This is a genomic window from Candidatus Methylomirabilota bacterium, from assembly GCA_035936835.1.
Taxonomy (GTDB): domain Bacteria; phylum Methylomirabilota; class Methylomirabilia; order Rokubacteriales; family CSP1-6; genus AR37.
Window position 1 is genome coordinate 25,637 of record DASYVT010000015.1, and the last position, 23,204, is coordinate 48,840.

Below are 23,204 nucleotides of genomic sequence, written 5' to 3' on the forward strand. Positions count from 1 at the left end.
CGTTCGGCATGTTGACCGTGGGCCAATCACGTTGCGTCATTCGCGCGCGATGGTCCCGAGGCATAGTGGTCGGTGATGGCTTGGGCCAGCGCTGGGATAGTGTACTCCCTCGGGACAATCCGCGTCTCGAGTCCAAGGACTAGGGCGGTGGCGCGCGTCACTGGGCCGATGCAGGCCACGGCTACGCCGCGGAGGAGCCCCGGCAGGCTCTCGCCGGGGAAGAGCTCGGCGAAATGACGGACGGTGGACGAGCTGGTGAAGGTGACGACGTCGACCCGGCCCTCGCCGAGCGCCACGCGGAGCTCGCCCGCGTCCTCGGCCGCCGGCCGCGTCCGATAGGCCGGCACCTCGTCGACCCTGGCGCCCGCGGCCTCGAGGAGCGTCACGAGCACATCGCGGGCCTCGGCGGCCCTGGCGAGGAGGACGCGCTCTCCGGGCCTGATCAGGGCGCGCAGCCGCTCGGCGAGCGCTTCGGCGACGTACTCCTCGGGCACGACCTCGGCCTCGAGTCCCATGACATGGAGAGCCTCGGCAGTGGCGGGACCGATCGCGGCCAACCGGCGCCCGCGAAGCGCGTCGGCGCCGCGGCCCTTCTCCTCGAGACGGCGCCGCGTCATCTCCACGCCGTTGACGCTGGTGAAAACCGCCCACCGGTAGTCGTCGAGACGCTCGAGCGCGCGGTCCAGCGGTTCCCACGAGGCGGGAGGCTCGATGGCGATGGTCGGCACGAGGAGGACTCGCGCGCCGGCCGCTTCAAGCAGGCCGGCGAAGGCCTGGGCCTGGGCGCGCGGGCGCGTCACGACGACGACCCTACCGCGGAGCGGCCGCGCGGCCGCGACGGCCGTCATGCGGGGCCTCCGGCGTCGAGTAGTGCGCGCGCCCCGCGGGCCAGCAGATCGTCCGCCAAACGCTCGCCGAGCGCTTCCGCCCGTGAGCCCGGTCCGCTCACCTCGCCCGTGAGCACGGTCACGCCGTCGGAGCTCGCCACGAGCCCGGCCATCGAGATGGCGTCGCCGTCGAGGCGCGCGTGGCCCGCCACCGGCGTGTGGCAGCCCGCGCCGAGACGGCGGAGGAACGCGCGCTCCGCCAAGGCCTGCATCCTCGTCCCGGCGTGGTCCACGCCCCGCAGCGCCTCGAGCACTTCGGTGTCGGCCGTTCTCGCCTCTACGCCCAGGATGCCCTGCCCCACGGCGGGAAGAAACTCCTCCACGGGCAGCGCGTGGGCGTGCTCGGGCTTCAGGCCCAGGCGATCGAGCCCCGCGCGGGCCATGACGAGGCCGTCGCAGAGACCTTCATCGAGCTTGCGCAGCCGCGTGTCCACGTTGCCGCGGATAGGCTCGATGCTGAGGTCGGGACGCCGGGCGAGGAGCAAGGCGCGCCGTCTCAGGCTCGAGGTGGCGACGCGGGCGCCCCGCGGCAGCTCGTCGAGCCCGCCGCCCGAGCGCGTGAGCAGGACATCGCGTGGGTCTTCACGAGGGGGATAGGCCGGGAGCCAGAGACCGGCGGGCAGCTCGGCGGGCATGTCCTTGAGGCTGTGGACGCCCGCGTCCACCCGGCCGTCGAGGAGAGCCTCCTCGATCTCCTTCACGAAGAGCGCCTTGCCCCCGAAATCGGCGAGGGCGACGTCCGCCAGACGATCGCCCGACGTGCGGATGACCACGACCTCGATCTCCGCGCCGCGCGCGCGGAGTGCGTCGGCGACCTGCCCAGCCTGTGCGACGGCAAGCCGGCTGCCTCTGGTGCCGAGGCGGAGCGTCCTCATGGCGGAGGCCCGGTCCGGCCCTTGGCCCCGAGCCCGAACACCTCCGAGATGACCTCGATCCAGCGGCGCGCATGGCCCGCCCGCGACGAGTCGCGCAGCTTGACCGTGGGGCCGTGCAAGACCTTGTTCACGATGGCCTGCGAGAGCGCCTCGAGCGCCTGCTTCGTCGCCTCATCCGCTCCCGGCAGGCGTCCGAGCGCGCGCGCCACCTCGCCCCGCCTAATAGCCTCCAGCTTTTCCCTTAACGACACGATGGTCGGCACGACCTCGAGATCTCTGAGTCGCTCGGCGAACTTTCGGACCTCACCCTGGACCAGCGCCTCGCCCCGCTGCGCTTCGCGCTGGCGCTCGCGCAGGTTGGACTCGACGACCGAGCGGAGGTCGTCGACGTCGTAGCAGAAGGCGTTGTCGAGGTCGTTGACGGCGGGCTCGACGTTCCGCGGCACGGCGATGTCGATGAAGAAGAGCGGACGCTCGTGGCGCGCGCGCAGCACCGCCTCGACGTCGGCGCAGCGGATGATGGGCTCGGGGGCTGCCGTGGAGGTGATGACGATGTCCACCTCGGCCATCACCGACGGGAAGTCCTCGTACCTGACGGCCGTGCCCGCGAGGTCACGCGCCAGGTCCTGGGCGCGGCCCCAGGTGCGGTTGGCGACGTACACGGGCAGCGTCCCCTGATCCTGGAGGTGCCGGGCGGCCAGCTCGCCCATCTCCCCCGCCCCGATCAGCAGCACCGTCTTGCCGTCGAGGCTGCCGAAGATCTTTCGCGCCAGCTCGACGGCGGCGAAGGACACGGACACGGCAAAGCGCCCGATCTCCGTCTCGGTCCGCACACGCTTGGCGACGGCGAAGGCCTGGCTCATCAGCGCGTGCAGCATCGGCCCCACGACGCGGCACGACTGGGCGAGCGCGAAGGCGTCCTTGACCTGACCCAGGATCTGCGGCTCGCCCAGCACCATGGAGTCGAGGCTTGCGGCGACCCGGAAGGCGTGCAGGACCGCGTCGGCGCCCGTCTTCGTGTAGAGCAGCGGCTCGAGAGCCTGGAAGTCCAGGCCCCGCTGGGCGCTCATCCCACGGAAGGCGGCGCCGCGGGCCTCGCCGGGCACCTCCGCGACGCCGTAGACCTCGACGCGGTTGCACGTGGAGAGGATCATCAGCTCGGAGCAGACGCCGCGCCCCGCGACGTCTCGCAGCACCTCGCGCAGCTTGTCCTCCTCGAGGGCGAGCTGCTCCCGGACTTCGATGGGCGCGGTCCTGTGGGACAGCCCGGCGACGAAGACGGTGTGGATCATGAGCCGTGCCGCCCGTGGAAGAGGGCGCCTGCGCCAAGCGTCGCCAGTAGCACGCAAAAGCCGGCGATCGCGAAGTAGGCGGCCCGGCGGCCCCGCCACCGGCCGACCGCGCGGCCCGACAGCGTCGCCGCGTAGACCAGCCACATGACCAGCGAGAAGAGCGCCAGCGGGTCGCCGGCCAGCAGGCTGGCCCAGGAGCGCCCAGCCTGGGGCACGCCCCAAGCTCGGAGAATACCAAGAACGAGCCCGACCGTGAGGAACGGGAAACCCACGGTGAGCGTCACCAGCGTCAGATGGTCGAGCGTCTCGAGCGCCGGGAGCCCGTAGTAGAAGGCGCCGCGGCGCTTGGCCTTGATCTGCCGCTCCTGGAGCACGTACATGAGGGCGCTGCCGAAGTTGAGGACCAGCGCGGCCAACCCCACCAGGATCAGCGCCACGTGGACGACGGCCCAGCCGCTCTGCGACTGCGGCTCGAGAGCCAGGCCCCTGAGCCCCGTCGGCAGCCCCAGGCCCAGAGCCAGGATCGCCGGCAGGAAGAAGGCGCCGAAGGTCGTGATCCCGTAGCTGTACTCGATCCAGAGACCGAAGAGCACCGCGACCCAGATCACGACCGAGACGCCCTCGGCCAGGGTCAGCACAGGGGCACGGCGGAGTTCCGCCCAGCGGAGGATGATCGCCCCGGTGTGGCACGCCCAGCCAGCCGCGGTCAGCAGTCGCGCGAAGCGCGCCAGATCCTCCCGTCGTCCGAAGAGCGAGCCCAGAGCCGCGGCGGCGGCGACGATGTAGGCCGTGAGCGCGACGTCAAAGACGACGGCGTTCATGCGGGGGGGTCTGAGTCCGGTGGCAAGAGCTGGGCAAGGGACGGCGTGCCCCGCCAGTACCCTTCCCGCGCGGCGTAGTAGTCGAGGTGGGGCGAGGCCCAATCTTCCACGAGCGGCGAGGCCGCGTTCCAGCGCTCCCGCCGGTCCACGCCCTTGAGATAGCCCCGGCAGGCCAGGCACGCCTCCACGAAGTAGCCCTCCTCGGCGCCCCCGGCCACGAGCCGCACCATGTCGCCCGACTGCCACGCCTGGCAGAAGGGACAGCGAAGGCGCGCGGCCGTCCAGGCGCCGCCGCAGAGATGGCAGGACAGCCGCCGCCGGCCGTCTTCGAGCAGGTCGCCGTAGGACGGCAGGCCGCCGCACCACGGACAGAAGCCACGGTCCCAGCCGCCCTCCGGCAGCGCGCGGACCCGTGAGAAGAAGGTCTCGAGCGCGGGGCGCATGCCAGCATGGGCGAGGAAACCCGCGAGGTGGGCGGGGAGACCGGTCTCGTCCTGGAGCGCCGCGGGCTGGAGCGCCGCGGGCTGGAGCGCCGCGGCCGCGTCCTTGCCGGAGGCCGGGAAGAGCGCGGCCGGCCCGATGCGTCCCGCGTCCCAGGCCTCGGCGAATCGTCCGAGCGCCAGGGCGTCGTCGGGTCCGGCAGCTGCAAGCCGCTCCATGACCGGCCCCAGAAGGTCTTCGAGAGACTCGGGTGCGATGGCGGGTAGAGCCTCGGCAAGGAGCGGTACGCCCCTCTCCCAGCGCTCCAGGCACTCCTCCGCGCTCGACTTTAAGGGCTCAACCCCGGGATCCTGCCAACCGCGCCAGCCATCGAGCACCGAGGTCCACAGAGCGAGCGCGTCGCCCATGGCCCGCCGCCGCGTGAGCATCTCCTGCCACTCCGCACACAGCCCCGCGTAGTCCGGCATGGCTCAGGAGGGGTCCGGCAGCTCGAGGGCCTGGCCGGCGTACAGGTTGAGGCTTTCACCGCGGAGATAGCCCACCACGGTCACGCCGAGCTGCTCGGCGAGGGCGACGGCCATCTCCGTGGGCGAGGTGCGCGAGGCGACGACCGGCACGCCCATGCGGGCGGCCTTGAGCAGCATCTCGGAGGACACGCGCCCCGTGGAGAGGAGAATCCTGTCCGTCGCGGGGATGCCGCGAAGCAGCGCCATGCCCATGAGCTTGTCCACGGCGTTGTGGCGGCCCACGTCCTCGGCGACCAGCAGCACCCTGTCGCGGTCGGCCAAGGCGGCGCCGTGGATGCCCCGCGAGGCGCGGTAGTGGACGGCCTCCTGGATGAGATCGCGCATCCGGTCCCCCAGCTCCGCTGGGCGGACGCGCAGGTCCGACGCAATGCGCGGAAAGAGCCGCGGGTCGATGCGGAACGTGATGCCGCCGCCGCAGCCGGACGTCAGGATGCGCTCCGTGGGCAACGTCACCGGCCGCGTCAGCGTCACGTCTGCGCGGCCGTCCACCTCGGAGATCTGGAGCCCCGCGACCTCGTCGAGGCTCCCGATGACCTTCTCCATCCAGAGGTACCCCAGGACGAGGGCATCCAGCTCGAACGGCGAGCAGAGGAGAGTCAGGAAGCGCTCGCCGTCGACGTAGACGGTCAGCGGCTGCTCGCGGACGACTTCGCCCTTGACCTCGTCCAGGCGACCGCTCTTGAGCTGGAAATAGGTGCGCATGGCCCTATCGTGCCATGCCCGTCGGGAAAGGCAAAGGGCCCCCGGTAGGAGACCCTTGCTCTATCGCCAAATCTGACGCGGAAGCCGGTGGGGGCGTCCGGGGCGAATTGTGAGGCGCAGCCGAAGGCGAGCCGAGCTCACCCTCAGCAGGAGCGGCGGTCGCTCCCCCCCGGAACCAAAAAGTTCAAGCGTTGGCCATGACGATGACGTAGCGCAGGATGAATCCGCCGACCAGCACGAGGGCGGCGGGCACGGCCCCGGGCAGCTTGAGCCCGACGAGATCCACCAGCAGCGGGATGACGAGCCCGACAACCACGAGGCCGCCCCAGAAGAGCGGAGCCAGCTGGCCCGAAACGAGCGGCCCGGCCGCCCCCCCCAAAAGCACAAGGAAGGCCGCGAGCACCACTATCTCGAACATGATGGCGTAGCGGTCGGCGCGCTTGACCTTGCTGAACCCCTCGCCCGCCGACTCACCGGAAAGGTAGAGCAGCAGCGAGATCGCCGCCATGCCCGTCGAAGCGCCCGACGCCAGGAAGAGCGCGCCCAAGAGACGCGCGTCCGTCCAGAACGGCAGCGCAGTGGCGGAGAGGAGCACGCCCGTGTAGGCCGCGATGAAGAAGCCGGAGATTGTGCCGATCAGGCTCAGCCGCCGCCTGAGCGGGGCGACGCCCTCGCCGCCGGCGAAGGAGAGCGCCGAGGACAGGAAGGCAAAGGCGCCGAAGACGCCGAGCATCCACGCGCCGATCGACATCGGGTTCGAGAACTTGAAGTACATGACCATGTTGAGGAAGCGACTCGGCGTGCCGAGGTCGAGGATCAGAAGGATGCCGCAGAGGCCGATCAGCAGCAGGGCCAGCACGTAGCCGATGCGGAAGACGCTCTTGTCCCTGGGGCTGCCGAAGTTGTCCGCGATGGCGGCCGTGAAATAGGCGCCGCCGGCGATGCCGCCGAGGAAGAAGTACCAGACGATCAGGAGATGCCAATCGGGGTTCTTAAGCATCGCCGCCGCCCGTAGGGCTGCCGCCGGCTGGGGCATTGCCGCCGCGCTCGCGGAAGGCCAGGACCGCCCCCACCCCGACCAGCAGCGCCGAGCCTACCGAGAGGAGGGAATCGACCAGCACGTTACGCTGGGGCAGGAGCGGCTTCTCGGGAAGGGCGTACGTGGACGGCTTGTCGAGCAGCAGGAAGAAGGCGTTGAGCCCTCCCAGCGGCCCGTTGCTGTCGGCGCCGTAGAGCTGCGCCTGCTTGTAGCCCATCTCCTTGAGCGCCGCGACGCGCTTGCCGGCCTTGGTCACCAGCTCGTCCCGGAAGCCGAACTGGATGGACTCCGTGGGGCACGCCTTGGCGCAGGCGGGCCCGAGCCCGTTGTGGATGCGGTCGTTGCAGAAGGTGCACTTGTTGGCCCGCCCCGTGTCGTGGTTGAAGGAGACCACGCCGAAGGGGCAGGCGCTGACGCAGTAGCGGCAGCCGTTACAGACGTCCTGGTTGATGTTGACCGTGCCGAACTCGGTCCGGTAGATAGCCCCGGTCGGGCACGCGTCCAGGCAGCCGGCCTGGGCGCAGTGCTTGCACACGTCCGACATGAGGAGCCAGGAGAGCTCGCCGTTCGCCTGGGGCTTCTCGATGAAGCGGACCAGGCGGTACGTCTTGTCGGTGAACGTGGCGTGGTTCTGGTAGGAGCCCGTCCACTCCGGCTGCTCGCTCGGCAGCTCGTTCCACTGCTTGCAGGCGACCTGGCAGGCGCGACAGCCGATGCACAGCGACGTGTCCGTGAACATCGCCAGCGTGCGGGCCATGGCTACACCTCCCCCTTCTTGACGTTGCACATGAAGGCCTTGGTCTCCTGGATGTACACCGTCGGGTCCGCCACCGTGGCCGAGAGGTCGTTGGTGATGTCACCCTTGCTGCCCGGGAGCGAGTCTATGCCTTTCCACCCCCAGTGCCACGGCACGCCGATCTGGTGCACCGTCTTGCCGTCGATCTTGAAGGGCTTGAGGCGGTGCGTGACCATGGCCTTGACGACGATCTTCCCGCGCGGGGTCGACACGGTGACCTTGTCGCCGTTGGCGATACCGATCTCCTTCGCCAGCTCCTGGCTGATCTCGGCGAAGTGGGACTCGAACATCTCCGCCAGCATCGGCAGGTAGCGCGACATGACGCCGGAGAGGTGGTGCTCCGTCAGCCGGTACGTCGTGATGACGTAGGGGTAGTCCTTCGAGCCCAGCGGGACCAGGTCGTTCTTGTGGTCCGGCAAACTCCAGATCTTGGCGACAGGGTTGTTCTGCTGCTTCGACAGCAGGTTCCGCGTCGGCGACTCGATCGGCTCGTAGTGCTCGGGGAACGGCCCGTCGTTGAGCGGGCCGAAGAAGGCGCCGACGAGGTCGGCGCGCATGATGAACGGCTTGTCCCCATTCTTGGCGTCGGGCGCCAGGAAGGCGTTGAAGTCCGGCACGTCGAGCCCGACCCACTTGCCCTTCTTGTCCGGGGTCTGGCCCGGCGCCTCCGGGTCCCACCAGATGAGCTTCTTCTTCTCGCTCCAGGGCTTGCCGGCAAGGTCAGCCGACGCGCGGTTGTAGAGGATGCGCCGATTGGCCGGCCACGAGAAGGCCCAGCCGTGGGCCAGGTAGTCCTTCTCGTCGGGCGGCTTGTGGGCATTGGCCTTGTTCACGAGCTTGCCGTCAGGGCCCTCGACCGTGACGCCGGTGTAGATCCAGCAGCCGCTGGCCGTTTTGCCGTCGTCCGTCATGTGGACGAAGGTGTTGAGCGCCTGCCCCTTCTTGTAGACGAGCTTGCCGTCCTTGTCGTTGATGTCCTCGGTCGCGAAGCCGTTGATCTCCTTGAGGACCAGCTCCATGTCGGGGTGGTCGGGCTTCTCGCCGAAGGTGAAATTGGCGGCGAGGAACCCCTTGTCGCGCTCCTTCTTCGAGCCCGCGTACATCTTCTGGAGGCGGTGGGCGAGCGTGCAGACGAACTGGGCGTCGGTCTGGACCTCGCCCGGAGGGTTGACCGACTTCTCGTGCCATTGGATGAGTCGCATGGTGTTGGTCAGCGAGCCGTCCTTCTCCGCGGCGGGGGCGGCCGGGATGAAGAAGACCTCGGTCTTGACGTCCTTGGGGTTGGTGCCGGGCGTCTTCCATACCTCCGCCGTCTCCGTCAGGAAGATGTCCACGACCACCATCCAGTCGAGCTTCTGCATGGCCGCGCGCGCGAGCTTGGCGTTGGGCCCGCCGACAGCCGGGTTTTGACCGTCGCAGAGGAAGGCCTTGACCTTGCCCTTGTACATATCCACGAAGGTGTGCTGGTGGCTGTAGGCGTCGGTGGAGGCGCGCTTGGGCAGCCACTGGTAGCCGAACTCGTTGTCCTTCGTGGCGGCATCGCCGTAAAAGGCCTTGAGCAGGCTCACGAAGAACTTGGGCTTGTTGATCCAGAAGCCGCCCTTCGGCGTCTCCTTCTCGAGGTAGGTCTTGAGGTCGGGATGCGCGTCCCGGAGCGGCATGGCCATGTACCCGGGCAGCTCGTGGTAGAGCAGCTCCAGGTCGGTGGCGCCCTGGACGTTGGCGTGGCCGCGCAGCGCGGTGACGCCGCCGCCGGGCCGCCCGATGTTGCCGAGCAGGAGCTGGAGCATGCACAACGCCCGGATGTTCTGGACGCCGTTGGTGTGCTGGGTCAGGTTAAGCGCGTACGTGATGGTGCCGGTCTTCTCACGCCCGGAGGTGCCGCAGTAGAGCTGGGCCACCTCGACGAACTTGGCCTTGGGGATGCCGCAGACGCGCTCGACCATCTCGGGCGTGTAGCGGCTGTAGTGCCGCTTGAGGAGCTGGAAGACGGAGTTCTGGTCCCGGAGGGTCAGGTCCCGCTTGGGGTTGCCCTCGCCGTCCAGCTGGTACTTCCACGTGGACTTGTTGTAGGTCTGGGCGACGTGCGGGTCCGTGCCGCCCTTGCCCGTCTGCTCGAGACCCTCGAAGAGCCCGCTCAGGTCGGTCGGCGTCTTGAACGCGGGGTCGATGAGGAAGGAGGCGTTGGTGTAGGAGACGACGTAATCCTTGAAGTAGAGGTTGTTCTGGATCGCGTAGCTCATCAGCCCGCCAAAGAACGCGATGTTCGTCCCGGAGCGCAGCGGGACGTGGATGTCCGACACGGCGCTCGTGCGGGTGAAGCGCGGGTCGACGTGGATGACCTTGGCGCCGCGCTCCTTGGCCTTCATCACCCACTGGAAGCCCACCGGGTGGTTCTCGGCCATGTTGTTGGTGCACATGATGACATCCGAGTGCTGGAGGTCGATCAGGTTGGTCGTCATCGCCCCCCGCCCGAACGTGGTCCCCAGAGCTGGGACCGTGGCGGAGTGTCAGACTCGGGCCTGGTGCTCGTGGTAGACGATGCCGAGCGTGCGGTTGAGCTTGGTGAGGAGGTAGCACTCCTCGTTGTCGATGCAGGCCGAGCCGAGCGAGGCGAGGGCCTCGAATCGGTTCACGGTCACTTCCTTGCCGTCCTTGTCCTTCTCCCGCTCGATGAAGTACTTCTCGCGCGTGTCGCGGTAGCGCTTGGCGATCTGGTCGTACATCCACTCGATCGGCTTCTCCTCCCACTTGTCCGAGCCGGGCGCGCGGTAGAGCGCCTTCGTGGGACGAAGCGGGTTGTTGGAGAGCTGGATGGTCGCGGCGCCCTTGGGGCAGAGCTTGCCGAGCGTGTGGGGCGTGTCCGGGTGCCCCTCGATGTCGATGATGGTGTCGCCCTTCGAATACACGAGCTGGTTGCAGCCGACAGAACAATACGGACAGACGCTCGTGTGGACCTTGGCTTCCTTGAGCTTGAGCGCGGTGGCCGCCGCCGCCACCGGTTTGAGGTCCAGCGTCGCCGTGCCCATGGCCACGCCGGCGCCGGCCGACCCCGCGTACTTGAAGAAGTCCCTGCGTGAGAGGCTCATGGCGGCGTCTCCTTCTTTGGAGCGTTCAATATTTCGAACGGGCCACTAGGGTCCATGATCCACGTCAGCTTCTCTGCGATTCTGGTCCAGCGACCGACGGTGCTGCGGAACTGCGCGGATTATCGTGCCGGAACGTCTGGGTGTCAAGCTTCGAGACAGCGGATGGTGACGCCTCGCGTCAGCCTTCCCCGCCTCTTCCCCCGCCGTGACCCAGGTGGGCCCTATCCTTTAAGTAGAGTTCGTAGCGCTGCTCGACCAAGGCCAGCGCCTCGGCCTGCCGGCCCGCCTCGAGCGCCTCGACGATGGCCCGCTGGTGGCGGACCTCCATGATGGCTCCGCCCAGCACGGGATCGTAGTAGCGGCCAAGCTCTCGAAGGATTCTACGCACTTCAGCGAGGTCCGCGAGATTCTCCTTGAGCCTCTCGATCAGTACGAGCGCGTGGTCTTCCCGCTTGCGGGCCTTGAATCCCCGGTCCCGGACAGGCTCGCCGGGCGCCTCATCCACGACCGGCCTCCCCGTACAGCACCCTTACGAGCAGAAGCCCCTGGGGCGGGGCGGTGGGGCCCGACCGGGTGCGGTCGCGCCCCGCCAAGAGGTCGGCCATCCAGGAAGCCGGCTGGGCCCCCCGCCCGACCTCGACGAGGCTGCCCACGATGTTGCGGACCATGTGATGAAGGAAGCTGTCGGCGGACAGGGCAATGGCGACCCGGTCGCCGCGCTCGACCAGGCGCGCCGAGCGCACCGTGCAGGTTGGCGTGCGCGCGCGACCGGGCGCGGCGCAGAAGGCGGAAAAGTCGTGCTTGCCCCTGAGCGCTCCAAGCGCGCTCCGCATCGCCCCGACGTCGAGACAGAAACGCGGGTGCCAAGCGTAGCGGCGTCCCAGCGGATGGGCGACCCGGCCCCGGTCGATCAGGTAGAGGTAGCGCTTCCCCAGGGCCGAGCGCCTGGCGTCGAATCCAGCCGGCGCCTCGGATGCCTGAAGCACACGGATCGCGTCTGGCAGCAGCGCGTTCAGACCCCGGGCGAGCCTGGCCGGAGCGAGGGAGGACGCGGTGACGAGGCTCGCGACCTGGCGGAGGGCGTGGACACCCGCGTCGGTGCGGCTCGCCCCCGTCAGCTTCACCGGCTCGCCCAGGATTCGCGCGCAGGCATCGCGCACAAGGCCTTGCACCGTCGGGCAGTCGGGCTGAACCTGCCAGCCCGCGAAGTCCGTGCCGTCGTAGGCCAGCGTCAGGCGCAGGGTGCGCAGGGCGCCCTCAACGGATCAGCAGCTCGGCGACCTGGACCCCGGTCAACGCGGCGCCCTTGCGCAGCTGGTCGCCTACCACCCAGAAGTTGATCGCATTGGGCAGCGAGAGATCCTGGCGGACGCGGCCGACGTAGCAGTCATCCTGCCCCTCGACAGAGATAGGCATCGGGTAGCGATTTTGGGCTGGGTCATCCCACAGCGTGAGGCCCGGAAACGCGGCGAAGAGCTCGCGCGCCCGGTCGGGGCCCACGGCCCTCTCGGTCTCGGCGTTGACCGCCACGGAGTGCGCGGTGAAGACCGGCACGCGCACGGTCGTGGGCGAGATGCGCAGGTCCGGCAGCTCGAGAACTTTCCGGATCTCGTCGACCAGCTTCATCTCCTCCCCCGTGTAGCCGCCCTCGACGAACGTGTCGATGTGGGGGATGACGTTGAACGCGACCTGGTGCAGGAAATACTTCGGTATCATGGCCTCGCCGCGGGCCCAGGCGAGCGTCTGCTCCCGAAGCTCCTCGACCCCGTTGACGCCTGCGCCGGAGACGGCCTGGTAGCTCGTGGCGATCACGCGCGTGAGACGCCCGGCGTCGTGGAGCGGCTTGAGCGGCATGACGGTGACGATGGTCGTGCAGTTGGGACACGCGACGATGCCCTGGTGTCCCTGGAGGGCGTGGGCATTGATCTCCGGCACGACGAGCGGGACCTTGGGATCCATCCGATACGCGCTCGACTTGTCCACGACGACCGCGCCCGCCTTGACCGCCTGCGGCGCGTACTCCCTGGCCTGGGCTGAGCCGGCCGAGAAGAAGGCGACCTCGACGCCCTTGAAGGCCTCGGGCCCCATCTTTTCGACGCGGATCGACTCGCCCTTGAAGGTGACGGTCTTGCCCACCGAGCGCTCGGAGGCGAAAGCGCGGAGCGCCTTCACGGGGAATTTGCGCTCCTCGAGGATCCGGAGGGTCGTCTGCCCGACCGCTCCCGTCACCCCAACGATCGCGACCGTCACGCCGGATGCCATGTCTCTAGCGTCTCCTGGCTGTCAAGAGTAGGACTTCTCGATTTCGGTCGAAATCAGGTCGCCCATCTCCTTCGTGCCGCAAATCTTCGCGCCGGCCCCCACGATGTCGCGGGTTCGGTGCCCCTGCTCGAGCACCCGCAGGACGGCCGCGTCGATCCGGTCCGCGTCGGCGCCCTTGTCGAGCGAGTAGCGCAGCAGCATGGCCGTCGAGAGGATGGCCGCGATGGGGTTGGCCACCCCCTGCCCCGCGATGTCGGGCGCGGTGCCGTGCACCGGCTCGTAGAGGCCGATGCGCCCGCCCAGGCTCGCCGAGGGCAGCATGCCCATGGAGCCCGCCAGAATCGCCGCCTCGTCCGACAGGATGTCGCCGAAAGTATTCTCGGTCACGATGGTGTCGAAGTGCGTCGGCTTCTGGACCAGCGCCATGGCACAGTTGTCCACGAGCACGTGCTCGAGCTCCACCTGTGGATAGTCCTTCGAGACGCGGGTCACGACCTCGCGCCAGAGCTGGGACACGACCAGGACGTTGGCCTTGTCCACCGACGCCAGGCGCTTCTTCCGCTTCATGGCGACGTCGAAGGCCGCCCGCGCCACGCGCTCGATCTCGCGGGAGGTGTACGCCATCGTGTTGATCGCCCGCGCGCCGCCGTCGGCAAACTCCTCCCGGCCGCGCGGCTCGCCGAAGTAGAGACCGCCCGTCAGCTCGCGGATCACCATGATGTCCGTGCCCTCGACGACGGAGCGCTTGAGCGGCGAGGCGTCCACCAGCATCGGGAAGCATGTGGCGGGCCTGAGGTTCGCGAAGAGGTCGAGCTCCTTGCGCAATCCCAGCAGACCCCGCTCGGGACGCATTTCCTGCGGCAGGTCGTCCCACTTGGGTCCGCCGACCGCCCCGAAGAGGATGGCGTCGCTCCGCTCGCAGAGGGCGAGCGTGGACGGCGGCAGAGGGTCGCCGGTGGCGTCGATGGCCGAGCCGCCGACGAGCGCCGTCTCGAACTCGAACGAGGCGCCGGTCGCCCGGCCCACCACCTCGAGCACCTTGCGGGCCTCGGGCATGACCTCTTGCCCGATGCCGTCGCCCGCCAGGAGCGCGATCTTGTGTGTCGCCATCAGGGAGTCTTCACTCTCTCCGTCGGCTACGGGCCGACCTCCTTGACCTTCTGTCCGCCCGCAGACTGCACCAGGCGGTTGAGCGCGTTGACGTATGCCCGCGCGCTCGCCTCGATCACGTCCGTCGAGCTGCCCTTGCCCGGCACCACGGTGCCGTCGAAGTCCACCCTGACCGACACCTCGCCGAGCGCGTCCTTGCCCGAGGTGACGGATCGGAGCTGGTAGTCCTGCAGCCTGCCCTTGAGCCCCGTGATCGCGTCGATGGCGTTGAGCACGGCGTCCACGGGGCCGTCGCCGACGCCCGAGTCCTGGAAGACCTCCGTGTCCTTCTTGAGCCGCACGGTCGCCGACGGGATGATGCCCGTGCCGCTGATCGTGTGCAGGTAGTCGAGCGCGTACGTTTCCGGCACCTGGGCGATCTCATCCTTGACGATCGAGATCAGGTCCTCGTCGAAGATCTCCTTCTTCTTGTCGGCGAGGTCCTTGAACCGCTTGAACGCCTTGCCGAGCTCGACGTCGTCCAGCTCGAACCCGAGCTCCTTCAGGCGCGCCGACAGCGCGGCCCGGCCCGAGTGCTTGCCCATGACGAGCTTGGTGGCGGCCCGGCCGATGTCCTCGGGCCGCATGATCTCGTACGTGAGCTTCTCCTTCAGCACACCGTCCTGGTGGATGCCCGCCTCGTGCGCGAAGGCGTTCTCGCCGACGATGGCCTTGTTGGGCTGGACGCGCACGCCGGTGATCGACGACAGCAGGCGCGAGGACTTGAAGATCTCCTCCGTCCGCACCTGGGTGTCGGTCTCGAAGAAGTCCCGGCGTGTCTTGAGCGCCATCACGATCTCTTCGAGGGAGGCGTTGCCGGCCCGCTCCCCGATGCCGTTGACGGTGCACTCGATCTGCCGTGCCCCCGCCCGGATCGCCGCCAGCGAGTTGGCGACGGCCTGCCCCAGGTCGTTGTGGCAGTGCACGGAAAGCACGGCCTTGGCGCTGTTCCTGACCCGCTCCCGGATCTTCATGATCCGGTTGAACCACTCCTCGGGGATCGCGTAGCCGACAGTGTCCGGGATGTTGATTGTCCCGGCTCCGGCATCGATGACCGCCTCCAGGACCTCGCACATGTAGTCGAAGTCCGTACGGGAGGCGTCCTCGGGCGAGAACTCGACGTCCTGGCAGTACCCGCGCGCGTGCTTGACGGCCTCCACCGCCGCTTTCAGCACCTCCGCGCGGCTCTTCCTGAGCTTGTACTTGAGGTGGATGTCGGAGGTCGCCACGAACGTGTGGATGCGCGACCGGCGCGCGTACTTGACCGCTTCCCACGCCCGGTCGATGTCGCCCAGGCCCACGCGGCTGAGACCGCAGATAATGGGCGAGCCCTCCAGCGAGCCCACCTGCTTGGCGACCTCGCGCACCGCCCCGAAGTCCTCGTCCGAGGAGATGGGGAAGCCGGCCTCGATGACGTCCACGTTGAGGCGCGCGAGCTGCCGCGCCATCTCGAGCTTCTCCTGCGTGTTCATCGAAAACCCGGGCGCCTGCTCGCCGTCCCGGAGCGTCGTGTCGAAGATCATGATGCGATCCATGGCCGCCTCCTCACCGCGCTAGAGCGCGTCCCTGGTTCCCTTCTCAATGGCCTGCACTTGATCGAGACGGCGGCGCGCCCACACGGGGCGCGTAGGACCGCTCAGCAGGTACAGCGAGAAGAGGATGAACAGGAACCACTGCGGGTGCGTCGCGACGATGAGCACTCCCAGGACCACGAGCACGAGCACCTGAGTGGGCTTGCGGCGCGCGAAGTCCACCTCTTTGAAGCTGTAGTAGCGGAACGTCGAGACCATGAGGAGCGCGACCACAACGGTCCCCACGCTGATGGCCGCCGCCTGCCAGCGCGTGATCTCGACGCCCTCGAGAAGGAGCGCGGTCGAGGCGACGATGCCGGCCGCGGCCGGCGTCGGCAATCCCACGAAGTAGCGGCGGTCCGTGACGCCCTGGTGGACGTTGAAGCGGGCAAGCCGCAGGGCGCCGCAGATCACGAAGAGGAAGGCGCCGAGCCAGGCGACGCGGCCCGCCTGCGAGAGGGCCAGCGCGTAGAGCATGAAGGCCGGGGCGACGCAGAACGACACCACGTCGGCCAGCGAGTCGAACTCCACGCCGAACTGGGTCGTGGTCCGGGTCAGCCGCGCGACTTTACCGTCGAGGATGTCCAACACCATGCCGACGAAGACGGCCACCGCCGCCTCGACGAAGCGGGCCTGGGCGGAGAGCACGATGGCGAGGAACCCGCAGAAGAGGTTGCCGGTCGTGAGCAGGCTCGGGAGCAGGAAGATGCCGCGGCGAGGATGCTCGCGCAGCTCCTGCCAGCGCCGGCGGCGCGGATGCCGCGCCCCCTCCCCGCTCTGATGTCGGCGTCTCACTTCAGCCCCCCCCACTGCAGCACTCCCATGATCGTCTCGCCGCCTCTGACCCTGTCACCCACCCGTACCCTGAGCGCAGTGCCCTGCGGCACCACCAGATCCGTCCGCGAGCCGAACCGGATCAGCCCGTAGCGCTCGCCTGCCTGGAGCTTGTCCCCCTGCCTCGCCCGGCACACGATGCGCCGCGCGAGCACGCCCGCGATCTGCTTCACCCCGACCCTCGCGGCCTCGCCCTGGAGTGCGAGCGTGCAGCGCTCGTTCAGCTCCGAGGCCTCGTCCCGGTACGCGGCCACGAAGCGCCCGGCCACGTGCTGGACGCCTTCGACCAGGGCCGCCACCGGTGACCGGTTGACGTGCACGTCGAGCGGCGACAGGAATATGGACACCCGCACCGCCCGTCCCACCCACGGATCGTCGATCTCCACGACCCGCATCACACGGCCATCCGCCGGGGCCAGGACCGCGCCCGGGACAACCGGCGCGATCCGATCGGGGTCGCGGAAGAACGCCAGGAAGCACAGCGTCACCGCCCCCAGGGCGGCCGCCGCCGGCCACCAGCCCATCCAGCCCAGAATACACGCCGCCGCCGCGGGTGGGAAGATAAAGGGCCACCCCTCGGCGGCGACGGGAATGCGCACGCGCTCCCCCGCCACCGCTACATCCGCGGCGGCTTGATCCAGGACATCATCTTGCGCAGCCGCGCCCCGACTTCCTCGATCTGGTGCTCGGCCTCGCGCTTCCTCATCGCGAGGAACCCGGCGCGGTGGGCCTGGTTCTCCAGGATCCACTCGCGCGCGAACTGGCCGGACTGGATCTCGCCCAGGATGCGCTTCATCTCTGCCTTGGTCTCGGAGCTGACGACGCGCGGGCCGCGCGTGTAGTCGCCGTACTCGGCCGTGTCGGAGACGGAGTACCGCATGTAGGCGAGGCCGCCCTGGTAGAAGAGGTCAACGATCAGCTTCATCTCGTGCATGCACTCGAAGTAGGCGACCTCCGGCTGGTAGCCCGCCTCGACCAGGGTCTCGAAGGCGGCCTTGATCAGGTGCGAGACGCCGCCGCACAGCGTCGTCTGCTCGCCGAAGAGATCCGTCTCCGTCTCTTCCTTGAACGTCGTCTCGATGACGCCCGCGCGCGTGCAGCCGACGCCCTTGCCGTACGCCAGCGCGACGTCCCGCGCCTTCCCCGAGACGTCCTGGTACACCGCGACGAGGGCCGGCACGCCCGGGCCCTGGGTGAAGAGGTCGCGCATGACGTGGCCGGGAGCTTTCGGCGCGATCATCGAGACGTCCACGTCGGGCGACGGCACGACCTGGTTGAAGTGGATGTTGAAGCCGTGGGCGAACATGAGCGTCTTGCCCTTACCGAGCACGCCCTTGATCGACTCCTCGTAGACCTGCCGCTGGGTCTGGTCCGGGAGCAGGATCATGATGATGTCGGCCGCGGCGGCGGCGTCGTTGACCGTCATGACCTTGAGCCCGGCCTTCTCGGCCGCGGCCCAGCTCTTCGAGCCCTTGTACAAGCCTACGATGACATCCTGCCCCGAGTCCTTCAGGTTCAGCGCGTGCGCGTGCCCCTGGCTGCCGTAGCCGATGATGGCGATCTTCCTGCTCTTGATCAGCCCGAGGTCAGCGTCCTGGTCGTAGAAAATCTTCGCCGGCATGACGTGTGCTCTCCTCTGAGTTGTTAGTCCGCGAACCCGACCACGCGCGGGTCCTGGTTGGCCGGCTGCGCCGGGGCGACCTTGCCGAGCTTTTCCTCCACGCGCCGCAGCCGCGCCTTCGGGCTCCGGGCGATGGCGACCTTGCCCGTCCGCACGACTTCCTGGATGCCGAAGGGCCGGAGCAGCTCGAGGATGGCCTCGATCTTGGTCTCCTCGCCCGTGACCTCGAGGGTGTAGCTCGCGGCGGTGACGTCGACGACCTTCGCGCGGAAGATGTCCGCGATCCGGAGGATCTCGGCGCGGGCGGCGGGCTCCGCGTTCACGCGGATCAGCAGCATCTCCCGCTCCACGTGGGTCTCCACGCTCAGGTCGATGACCTTGATGACGTCGATGAGCTTGTGCAGCTGCTTCATGACCTGCTCGATGACGAAGGCGTCCCCGTTGACGACGAGCGTCATGCGCGAGACGGAGGGGTCGAGGGTTTCCCCGACCGACAGGCTCTCGATGTTGTACCCCCGCGCTGAGAAGAGCCCGGCCACGCGCGAGAGCACGCCGAACTTGTTCTCGACCAGGACCGCGATCGTGTGTTTCGTGTTCCCCGACGCGTCGGCCACGGCTAGAACCCCGTCTGCGACTTGGCGGCGCGGTCGCGGACTTCGCGGCTCGGCGGCGCCAGGATCATGTCGATGTTCGCGCCGCCCGCGGGCACCATCGGGAAGACGCATTCGTCTTTGTTCACCCGAACGTCCAGCACGACGGGGCCGGGCGTCGCGATCATCTTCTCAAGGGCGGGCACCACCTCGGAAGGCTTCGTGGCGCGGATACCCGTGCAGCCGTACGCCTCGGCGAGCTTGACGAAGTCGGGGCTCGACCCGAGGTCAATGGCGCAGAAGCGCTCCTTGTAGATGATCCGCTGCCACTGCCGCACCATCCCGTGGCCGCCGTTGTTGATGATGACGGTCTTGACGGGCAGGCCCTCCTCGAAGCAGGTCGCCAGCTCCTGGCTGTTCATCGCGAAGGAGCCGTCACCGTCGATGTTGATCACGAGCTTGCCCGGGTTGCCCGCCTGGACGCCCATGGCCGTCGGCAGGCCGTAGCCCATCGTGCCCAGGCCCCCGGACGTGCACCACGTGCGCGGGTGCTTGAAACGGTAGTACTGCGCCGCCCACATCTGGTGCTGGCCCACGCCGGTGACCATCAAGGCCTCGCCGTTGGTCAGATTGGAAATCTCCTCGACCACGTACTGCGGCTTGATGACCTCGTCGCTCCACTCGTAGCGGAGCGGCTCCGCGCGCTTCCACTCGGCGACCTGCTCCGTCCACTGGCGCCGCGCTTCCTTGACGGCGCCCTGCGGGTACGTCTTCATCTCCTCGCGCACCGCCTCCACGAGCTTGCCGAGCACCCGCTTGCAATCCCCCACGATCGGGATGCCGACCTGGATGTTCTTCGAGATCGACGAGGGATCGATGTCGATGTGGATGATCTCGGCATTGGGAGCGAAGGCGTCCACGCGCCCGGTGACGCGGTCGTCGAAGCGGGCGCCCACCGCGACCAGGCAGTCCGAATTGTGGACGGCCATATTTGCGTAGTACGTCCCGTGCATGCCCAGCATGTCGAGCGACAGGGGATGCGCCATCGGGAAAGCGCCCAGTCCCATGAGGGTCTGTGTCACCGGCACCTGCGTTAGCTCGGCCAGCTCGTAGAGCTCCGGCGAGGCGTCCGACGAGATGACGCCGCCTCCCACGTAGAGCACGGGGCGCTTGGCCCGCACGATGGCGCGCGCGGCCTTCTTGATCTGCCCCGGGTGGCCGTCGTAGGTCGGGTTGTAGGAGCGCAGGTGCACCGTTTCCGGGTACTCGAAGGGCCACTCCTTGACCAGGATGTCCTTGGGCAGGTCGACGTGCACCGGGCCGGGACGGCCCGTTGCCGCGATGTGGAAAGCTTCCTTGATGATCCCGGCGAGGTCCTTGCCGTCCTTGACCAAGAAATTGTGCTTGGTCGCGGAGCGCGTGATGCCGACGTTGTCGGCCTCCTGGAAGGCGTCGTTGCCGATCAGGTGCGTGGGCACCTGGCCCGTGAAGGCGACGAGCGGGATCGAGTCCATGAGGGCGTCCTGCAGCGCAGTCACCAGGTTGGTCGCAGCGGGGCCCGAGGTGACCAGGCAGACGCCGGTCCGGCCGGTCGTCCGGGAGTAGCCCTCGGCCGCGTGCCCGGCCGCCGCCTCCTGGCGGACGAGGATATGGCGTATCCCCTCGAAGTCGTACAGGACATCGTAGATTGGCAGCACGGCCCCGCCGGGCAGGCCGAAGATGAGGTCCACGCCCTCGCGCTTCAAACACTCCAGTAGAATCCGCGCACCTGAAAGCTTCACTGCCCTTCCCTCCATGGGTACATCTTGGGGTTCATCTGGTTAGAGGAGCCCCGCCGAAGTCAGGCTCTCCTTGCCGCGGAAGGGCGTGGGCACAGGGACGTAGACGCCGTAGAAGTCACGCATGGGACCTCCCCCTGGCGGCGGGCCGCGGTTGCTTGATCTGGGCCTGGGCGGACGCGAGCCACGCGATCGGCACCATGTACGGCGAGCACGAAACGTAGTCCATGCCGACGCGATGACAGAACTCGACCGAAGACGGCTCGCCGCCGTGTTCGCCACAAATGCCTACCTTGAGCTTCGGCTTCGTCTTGCGGCCGCGCTGGATCCCGAACTCGATCAACTCCCCGACCCCTTCCTGGTCCAGCACCGCGAAGGGATCATCCGGGAGCAGTTTCTTCTCGAGGTAGAAAGGCAGGAACTTGCCGATGTCGTCCCGGCTGTAACCGAATGTCATCTGCGTCAGGTCGTTCGTACCGAACGAGAAGAAGTCCGCGTGCTCGGCGAGCTTGTCGGCGATCAGGGCGGCGCGCGGCACTTCAATCATCGTGCCGACGGTGTAGGCGACCTTCGCGCCCATCTCGGCCACGGTCTTGTCGGCCATGCGCACGGTCATGTCGCGCGTGATCTTCATCTCGGGGACGGTGCCCGTGAGGGGGATCATGATCTCGGGCTCCACCCGGACGCCCCGTCTCGCCACCTCGCACGCCGCCTCCATGATCGCCCGCACCTGCATCTCGTAGATCTCGGGAAAGGTGATGCCGAGCCGGCAGCCGCGGTGCCCGAGCATGGGGTTGGCTTCCTGGAGGGCCTCGATCCGCGCCTTGACCGCGCCCAGCTCCTGGTGGCGCGCCGGGTTGATGCCGAGCGCGTCGAGCCGCGTGTACTCCTCGAGCACTTCCTTGTATTTGGGCAGGAACTCGTGGAGCGGCGGATCCAGCAGCCGGATCGTCACCGGGTAGCCGTTCATCGCCGTGAAGATCCCGATGAAATCCTCACGCTGGAACGGGAGGAGTCTGTCCACGGCCTTGCGCCGGGCCTGCTCGTCACCGGCCATGATCATCTCGCGGACGATCGGGATGCGGTCGTCCTTGAAGAACATGTGCTCGGTGCGGACGAGGCCGATGCCTTCCGCCTCGAACTCCTCCCGCGCCTTCGCGGCATCGTTCGGCGTATCGGCGTTGGCACGCACCCGTGTCGTGCTCGCCTTCCGGGCCCAGGCCAGGAGCTGCCGGAACTCCGCCGAGAGTTTCGGGTCCACGAGCGGCAGGGCGCCCATGACCACCTCACCCGTCGCGCCGTTCAGCGTGACGACCTGCCCTTCGCGCACCACCGCTCGGCCGGCACGGAAGAGCCGGTTCTCCTCGTCCACGATCACGTCGCCCGCGCCCACCACGCAGCTCTTGCCCCACCCGCGCGCCACGACGGCCGCGTGAGAAGTCAGGCCGCCCCGGGAGGTCAGGACCCCCTGAGCCGCGTGCATCCCTGCCACGTCCTCCGGCGAGGTCTCCTGCCGGACCAGGATCACGTGCTCCTCGCGGAGCGCCATCTCGACGGCCTTCTCGGGGTCGAACACGACCTTGCCCACCGCCGCCGCGGGCGTGGCGGCCAGCCCACGAGCGATGGCCGTGTACTTGGCCCGCGGATCCACGGTCTTCACGAGGAGCTGGTTGAGCGAGGCTGGCTCGACGCGCAGCAGGGCCGTGTCCCGGTCGATCAGGCGCTCCCGCACCATCTCGACGGCGATGCGCACGGCCGCGCCAGCGGTGCGCTTCCCGGAGCGCGTCTGGAGGATGAAGAGCCGCCCTTCCTGAACGGTGAACTCGATGTCCTGCATGTCGCGGTAGTGGCGCTCGAGGCGGTCCTTGATGGTCACGAGCTCGTCGTAGACCGCCGGCATGCTGTCCTTGAGGGTGGCGATGGGCTGCGGGGTGCGGATGCCCGCGACGACGTCCTCCCCCTGCGCGTTGATGAGGAACTCGCCGAAGAAGCGTCGCTCCCCGCTCGACGGATCACGCGTGAAGCAGACGCCCGTGCCGGAGGACTCACCCAGGTTGCCGAAGACCATGGCCATGACGGTGACCGCGGTGCCCCAGTCGTCCGGCAGCCGGTGGATGCGCCGGTAGTCCACCGCCTTCTTCGCGTACCACGAGTCGAAGACGGCGTTCACCGCGAGCTTGAGCTGCTCGGGCGGATCTTGAGGGAAGGGCTTGCCCGTGCGCGTCTGGACGAGTCGCTTGAACTCGGCCACGAGGGTCTTGAGGGGCTCGGGCTGGAGATCCGCGTCGCTCTTCGCCCGCGCGGCGGCCTTCGCGCGGTCGAGCAATTCGTCAAACGCGCGGCGCTCGATGCCGAGCACGACGTCGCCAAAGATCGTGATGAACCTCCGGTAGCAGTCCCACGCGAAGCGCTCGTTCTTGGTCCAGCGCGCGAGGCCGATCACCGTCCGGTCGTTGAGCCCGAGGTTCAGCACGGTGTCCATCATGCCGGGCATCGACGCGCGCGCGCCCGAGCGCACCGACACGAGAAGCGGCTTGGCCGTGTCCCCAAGCCGGAGCTCGACCGCGGCCTCGAGGCGCGCCATCCCGCCCTCGACCTGCTCCCAGAGCCCCGCGGGATGCTTGCGGCCCCCGGAGCTGTAGGCGGCCCAGGCTTCCGTCGTGATCGTGAAGCCGGGAGGCACGGACACCCCCACGTTGGTCATCTCCGCCAGCTCGCACCCCTTGCCGCCCAAGAGGTGGCGGAGGGCGCTCGAGCCGTCCGCCTTGCCGTTGGCGAAGGAGTACACGTACCTGGGTCGGCGAGGGGCAGGGCTCGGGGACTTTGTCCGTGCTCTCCGGCGTGACGTGGCGCGCGCCATACAGAGACCCCCTCGGTCGGGCCGGACATTCTGCAGAGAAACAATGGCTGCAGAGAAACAAAGGCAGGCC

At 68.5% G+C, this 23,204-nt stretch carries 20 protein-coding genes; all 20 read right to left on the reverse strand.

Going from position 1 to position 23,204, the window contains the following annotated elements:
* Positions 1-26 precede the first annotated feature (26 nt).
* Positions 27-848 carry a uroporphyrinogen-III synthase gene (locus VGV06_00980; protein ID HEV2053726.1) on the reverse strand — a complete coding sequence of 274 codons (822 nt, stop codon included), beginning with the start codon at positions 846-848 and terminating at the stop codon, positions 27-29.
* Entirely contained in the window at positions 845-1,762 is a 918-nt protein-coding gene (gene hemC, locus VGV06_00985) for a hydroxymethylbilane synthase (GenBank protein ID HEV2053727.1), read from the reverse strand. Before hemC ends, VGV06_00980 begins: the two co-directional genes overlap by 4 nt.
* Positions 1,759-3,054 (reverse strand): glutamyl-tRNA reductase, encoded by a 1,296-nt coding sequence (gene hemA, locus VGV06_00990; protein HEV2053728.1) that lies wholly within the window; start codon positions 3,052-3,054, stop codon positions 1,759-1,761. The genes hemC and hemA overlap by 4 nt, the downstream gene beginning before the upstream one ends.
* Complete coding sequence (ccsA, locus tag VGV06_00995) at positions 3,051-3,875, reverse strand: cytochrome c biogenesis protein CcsA (protein ID HEV2053729.1); 825 nt, start codon at positions 3,873-3,875, stop codon at positions 3,051-3,053. Before ccsA ends, hemA begins: the two co-directional genes overlap by 4 nt.
* Positions 3,872-4,783, reverse strand: a complete 912-nt coding sequence (locus VGV06_01000) for a formate dehydrogenase accessory protein FdhE (protein ID HEV2053730.1) — start codon at positions 4,781-4,783, stop codon at positions 3,872-3,874. Before VGV06_01000 ends, ccsA begins: the two co-directional genes overlap by 4 nt.
* A 3-nt stretch (positions 4,784-4,786) precedes the next feature.
* Positions 4,787-5,545, reverse strand: a complete 759-nt coding sequence (fdhD, locus tag VGV06_01005) for a formate dehydrogenase accessory sulfurtransferase FdhD (GenBank protein ID HEV2053731.1) — start codon at positions 5,543-5,545, stop codon at positions 4,787-4,789.
* A 184-nt stretch (positions 5,546-5,729) separates the two neighbouring features.
* Complete coding sequence (nrfD, locus tag VGV06_01010) at positions 5,730-6,545, reverse strand: NrfD/PsrC family molybdoenzyme membrane anchor subunit (GenBank protein HEV2053732.1); 816 nt, start codon at positions 6,543-6,545, stop codon at positions 5,730-5,732.
* Positions 6,538-7,341 (reverse strand): 4Fe-4S dicluster domain-containing protein, encoded by an 804-nt coding sequence (locus VGV06_01015; GenBank protein ID HEV2053733.1) that lies wholly within the window; start codon positions 7,339-7,341, stop codon positions 6,538-6,540. The genes nrfD and VGV06_01015 overlap by 8 nt, the downstream gene beginning before the upstream one ends.
* A gap of 2 nt (positions 7,342-7,343) precedes the next feature.
* Entirely contained in the window at positions 7,344-10,469 is a 3,126-nt protein-coding gene (gene fdnG, locus VGV06_01020; protein ID HEV2053734.1) for a formate dehydrogenase-N subunit alpha, read from the reverse strand.
* A 178-nt stretch (positions 10,470-10,647) separates the two neighbouring features.
* Positions 10,648-10,974, reverse strand: coding sequence for a hypothetical protein (locus tag VGV06_01025; GenBank protein ID HEV2053735.1), 327 nt, complete (start codon positions 10,972-10,974; stop codon positions 10,648-10,650).
* The gene (gene truA, locus VGV06_01030) at positions 10,967-11,719 is read right to left on the reverse strand and encodes a tRNA pseudouridine(38-40) synthase TruA (GenBank protein ID HEV2053736.1); all 753 of its coding nucleotides are present in this window, start codon (positions 11,717-11,719) and stop codon (positions 10,967-10,969) included. The genes VGV06_01025 and truA overlap by 8 nt, the downstream gene beginning before the upstream one ends.
* Positions 11,720-11,726: 7 nt before the next feature.
* Complete coding sequence (locus VGV06_01035) at positions 11,727-12,731, reverse strand: aspartate-semialdehyde dehydrogenase (GenBank protein HEV2053737.1); 1,005 nt, start codon at positions 12,729-12,731, stop codon at positions 11,727-11,729.
* A gap of 21 nt (positions 12,732-12,752) precedes the next feature.
* Entirely contained in the window at positions 12,753-13,841 is a 1,089-nt protein-coding gene (leuB, locus tag VGV06_01040) for a 3-isopropylmalate dehydrogenase (GenBank protein ID HEV2053738.1), read from the reverse strand.
* 26 nt (positions 13,842-13,867) lie between these two features.
* Positions 13,868-15,415: a 2-isopropylmalate synthase gene (locus tag VGV06_01045; protein HEV2053739.1), complete on the reverse strand. Its 1,548-nt coding sequence runs from the start codon at positions 15,413-15,415 to the stop codon at positions 13,868-13,870.
* Between the two features lie 18 nt (positions 15,416-15,433).
* Positions 15,434-16,246, reverse strand: coding sequence for a CDP-diacylglycerol--serine O-phosphatidyltransferase (pssA, locus tag VGV06_01050; protein ID HEV2053740.1), 813 nt, complete (start codon positions 16,244-16,246; stop codon positions 15,434-15,436).
* A complete protein-coding gene (locus VGV06_01055; protein HEV2053741.1) occupies positions 16,243-16,899 on the reverse strand; it encodes a phosphatidylserine decarboxylase in 657 nt (218 codons plus the stop codon). Before VGV06_01055 ends, pssA begins: the two co-directional genes overlap by 4 nt.
* A gap of 2 nt (positions 16,900-16,901) precedes the next feature.
* Positions 16,902-17,906 (reverse strand): ketol-acid reductoisomerase, encoded by a 1,005-nt coding sequence (gene ilvC, locus VGV06_01060; GenBank protein HEV2053742.1) that lies wholly within the window; start codon positions 17,904-17,906, stop codon positions 16,902-16,904.
* A 23-nt stretch (positions 17,907-17,929) separates the two neighbouring features.
* On the reverse strand, positions 17,930-18,520 hold the full coding sequence (ilvN, locus tag VGV06_01065; GenBank protein HEV2053743.1) for an acetolactate synthase small subunit: 591 nt from the start codon (positions 18,518-18,520) through the stop codon (positions 17,930-17,932).
* 2 nt (positions 18,521-18,522) lie between these two features.
* A complete protein-coding gene (gene ilvB / locus VGV06_01070) occupies positions 18,523-20,292 on the reverse strand; it encodes a biosynthetic-type acetolactate synthase large subunit (GenBank protein ID HEV2053744.1) in 1,770 nt (589 codons plus the stop codon).
* 100 nt (positions 20,293-20,392) lie between these two features.
* Positions 20,393-23,062, reverse strand: coding sequence for a pyruvate, phosphate dikinase (gene ppdK, locus VGV06_01075; protein ID HEV2053745.1), 2,670 nt, complete (start codon positions 23,060-23,062; stop codon positions 20,393-20,395).
* Positions 23,063-23,204: the final 142 nt, after the last annotated feature.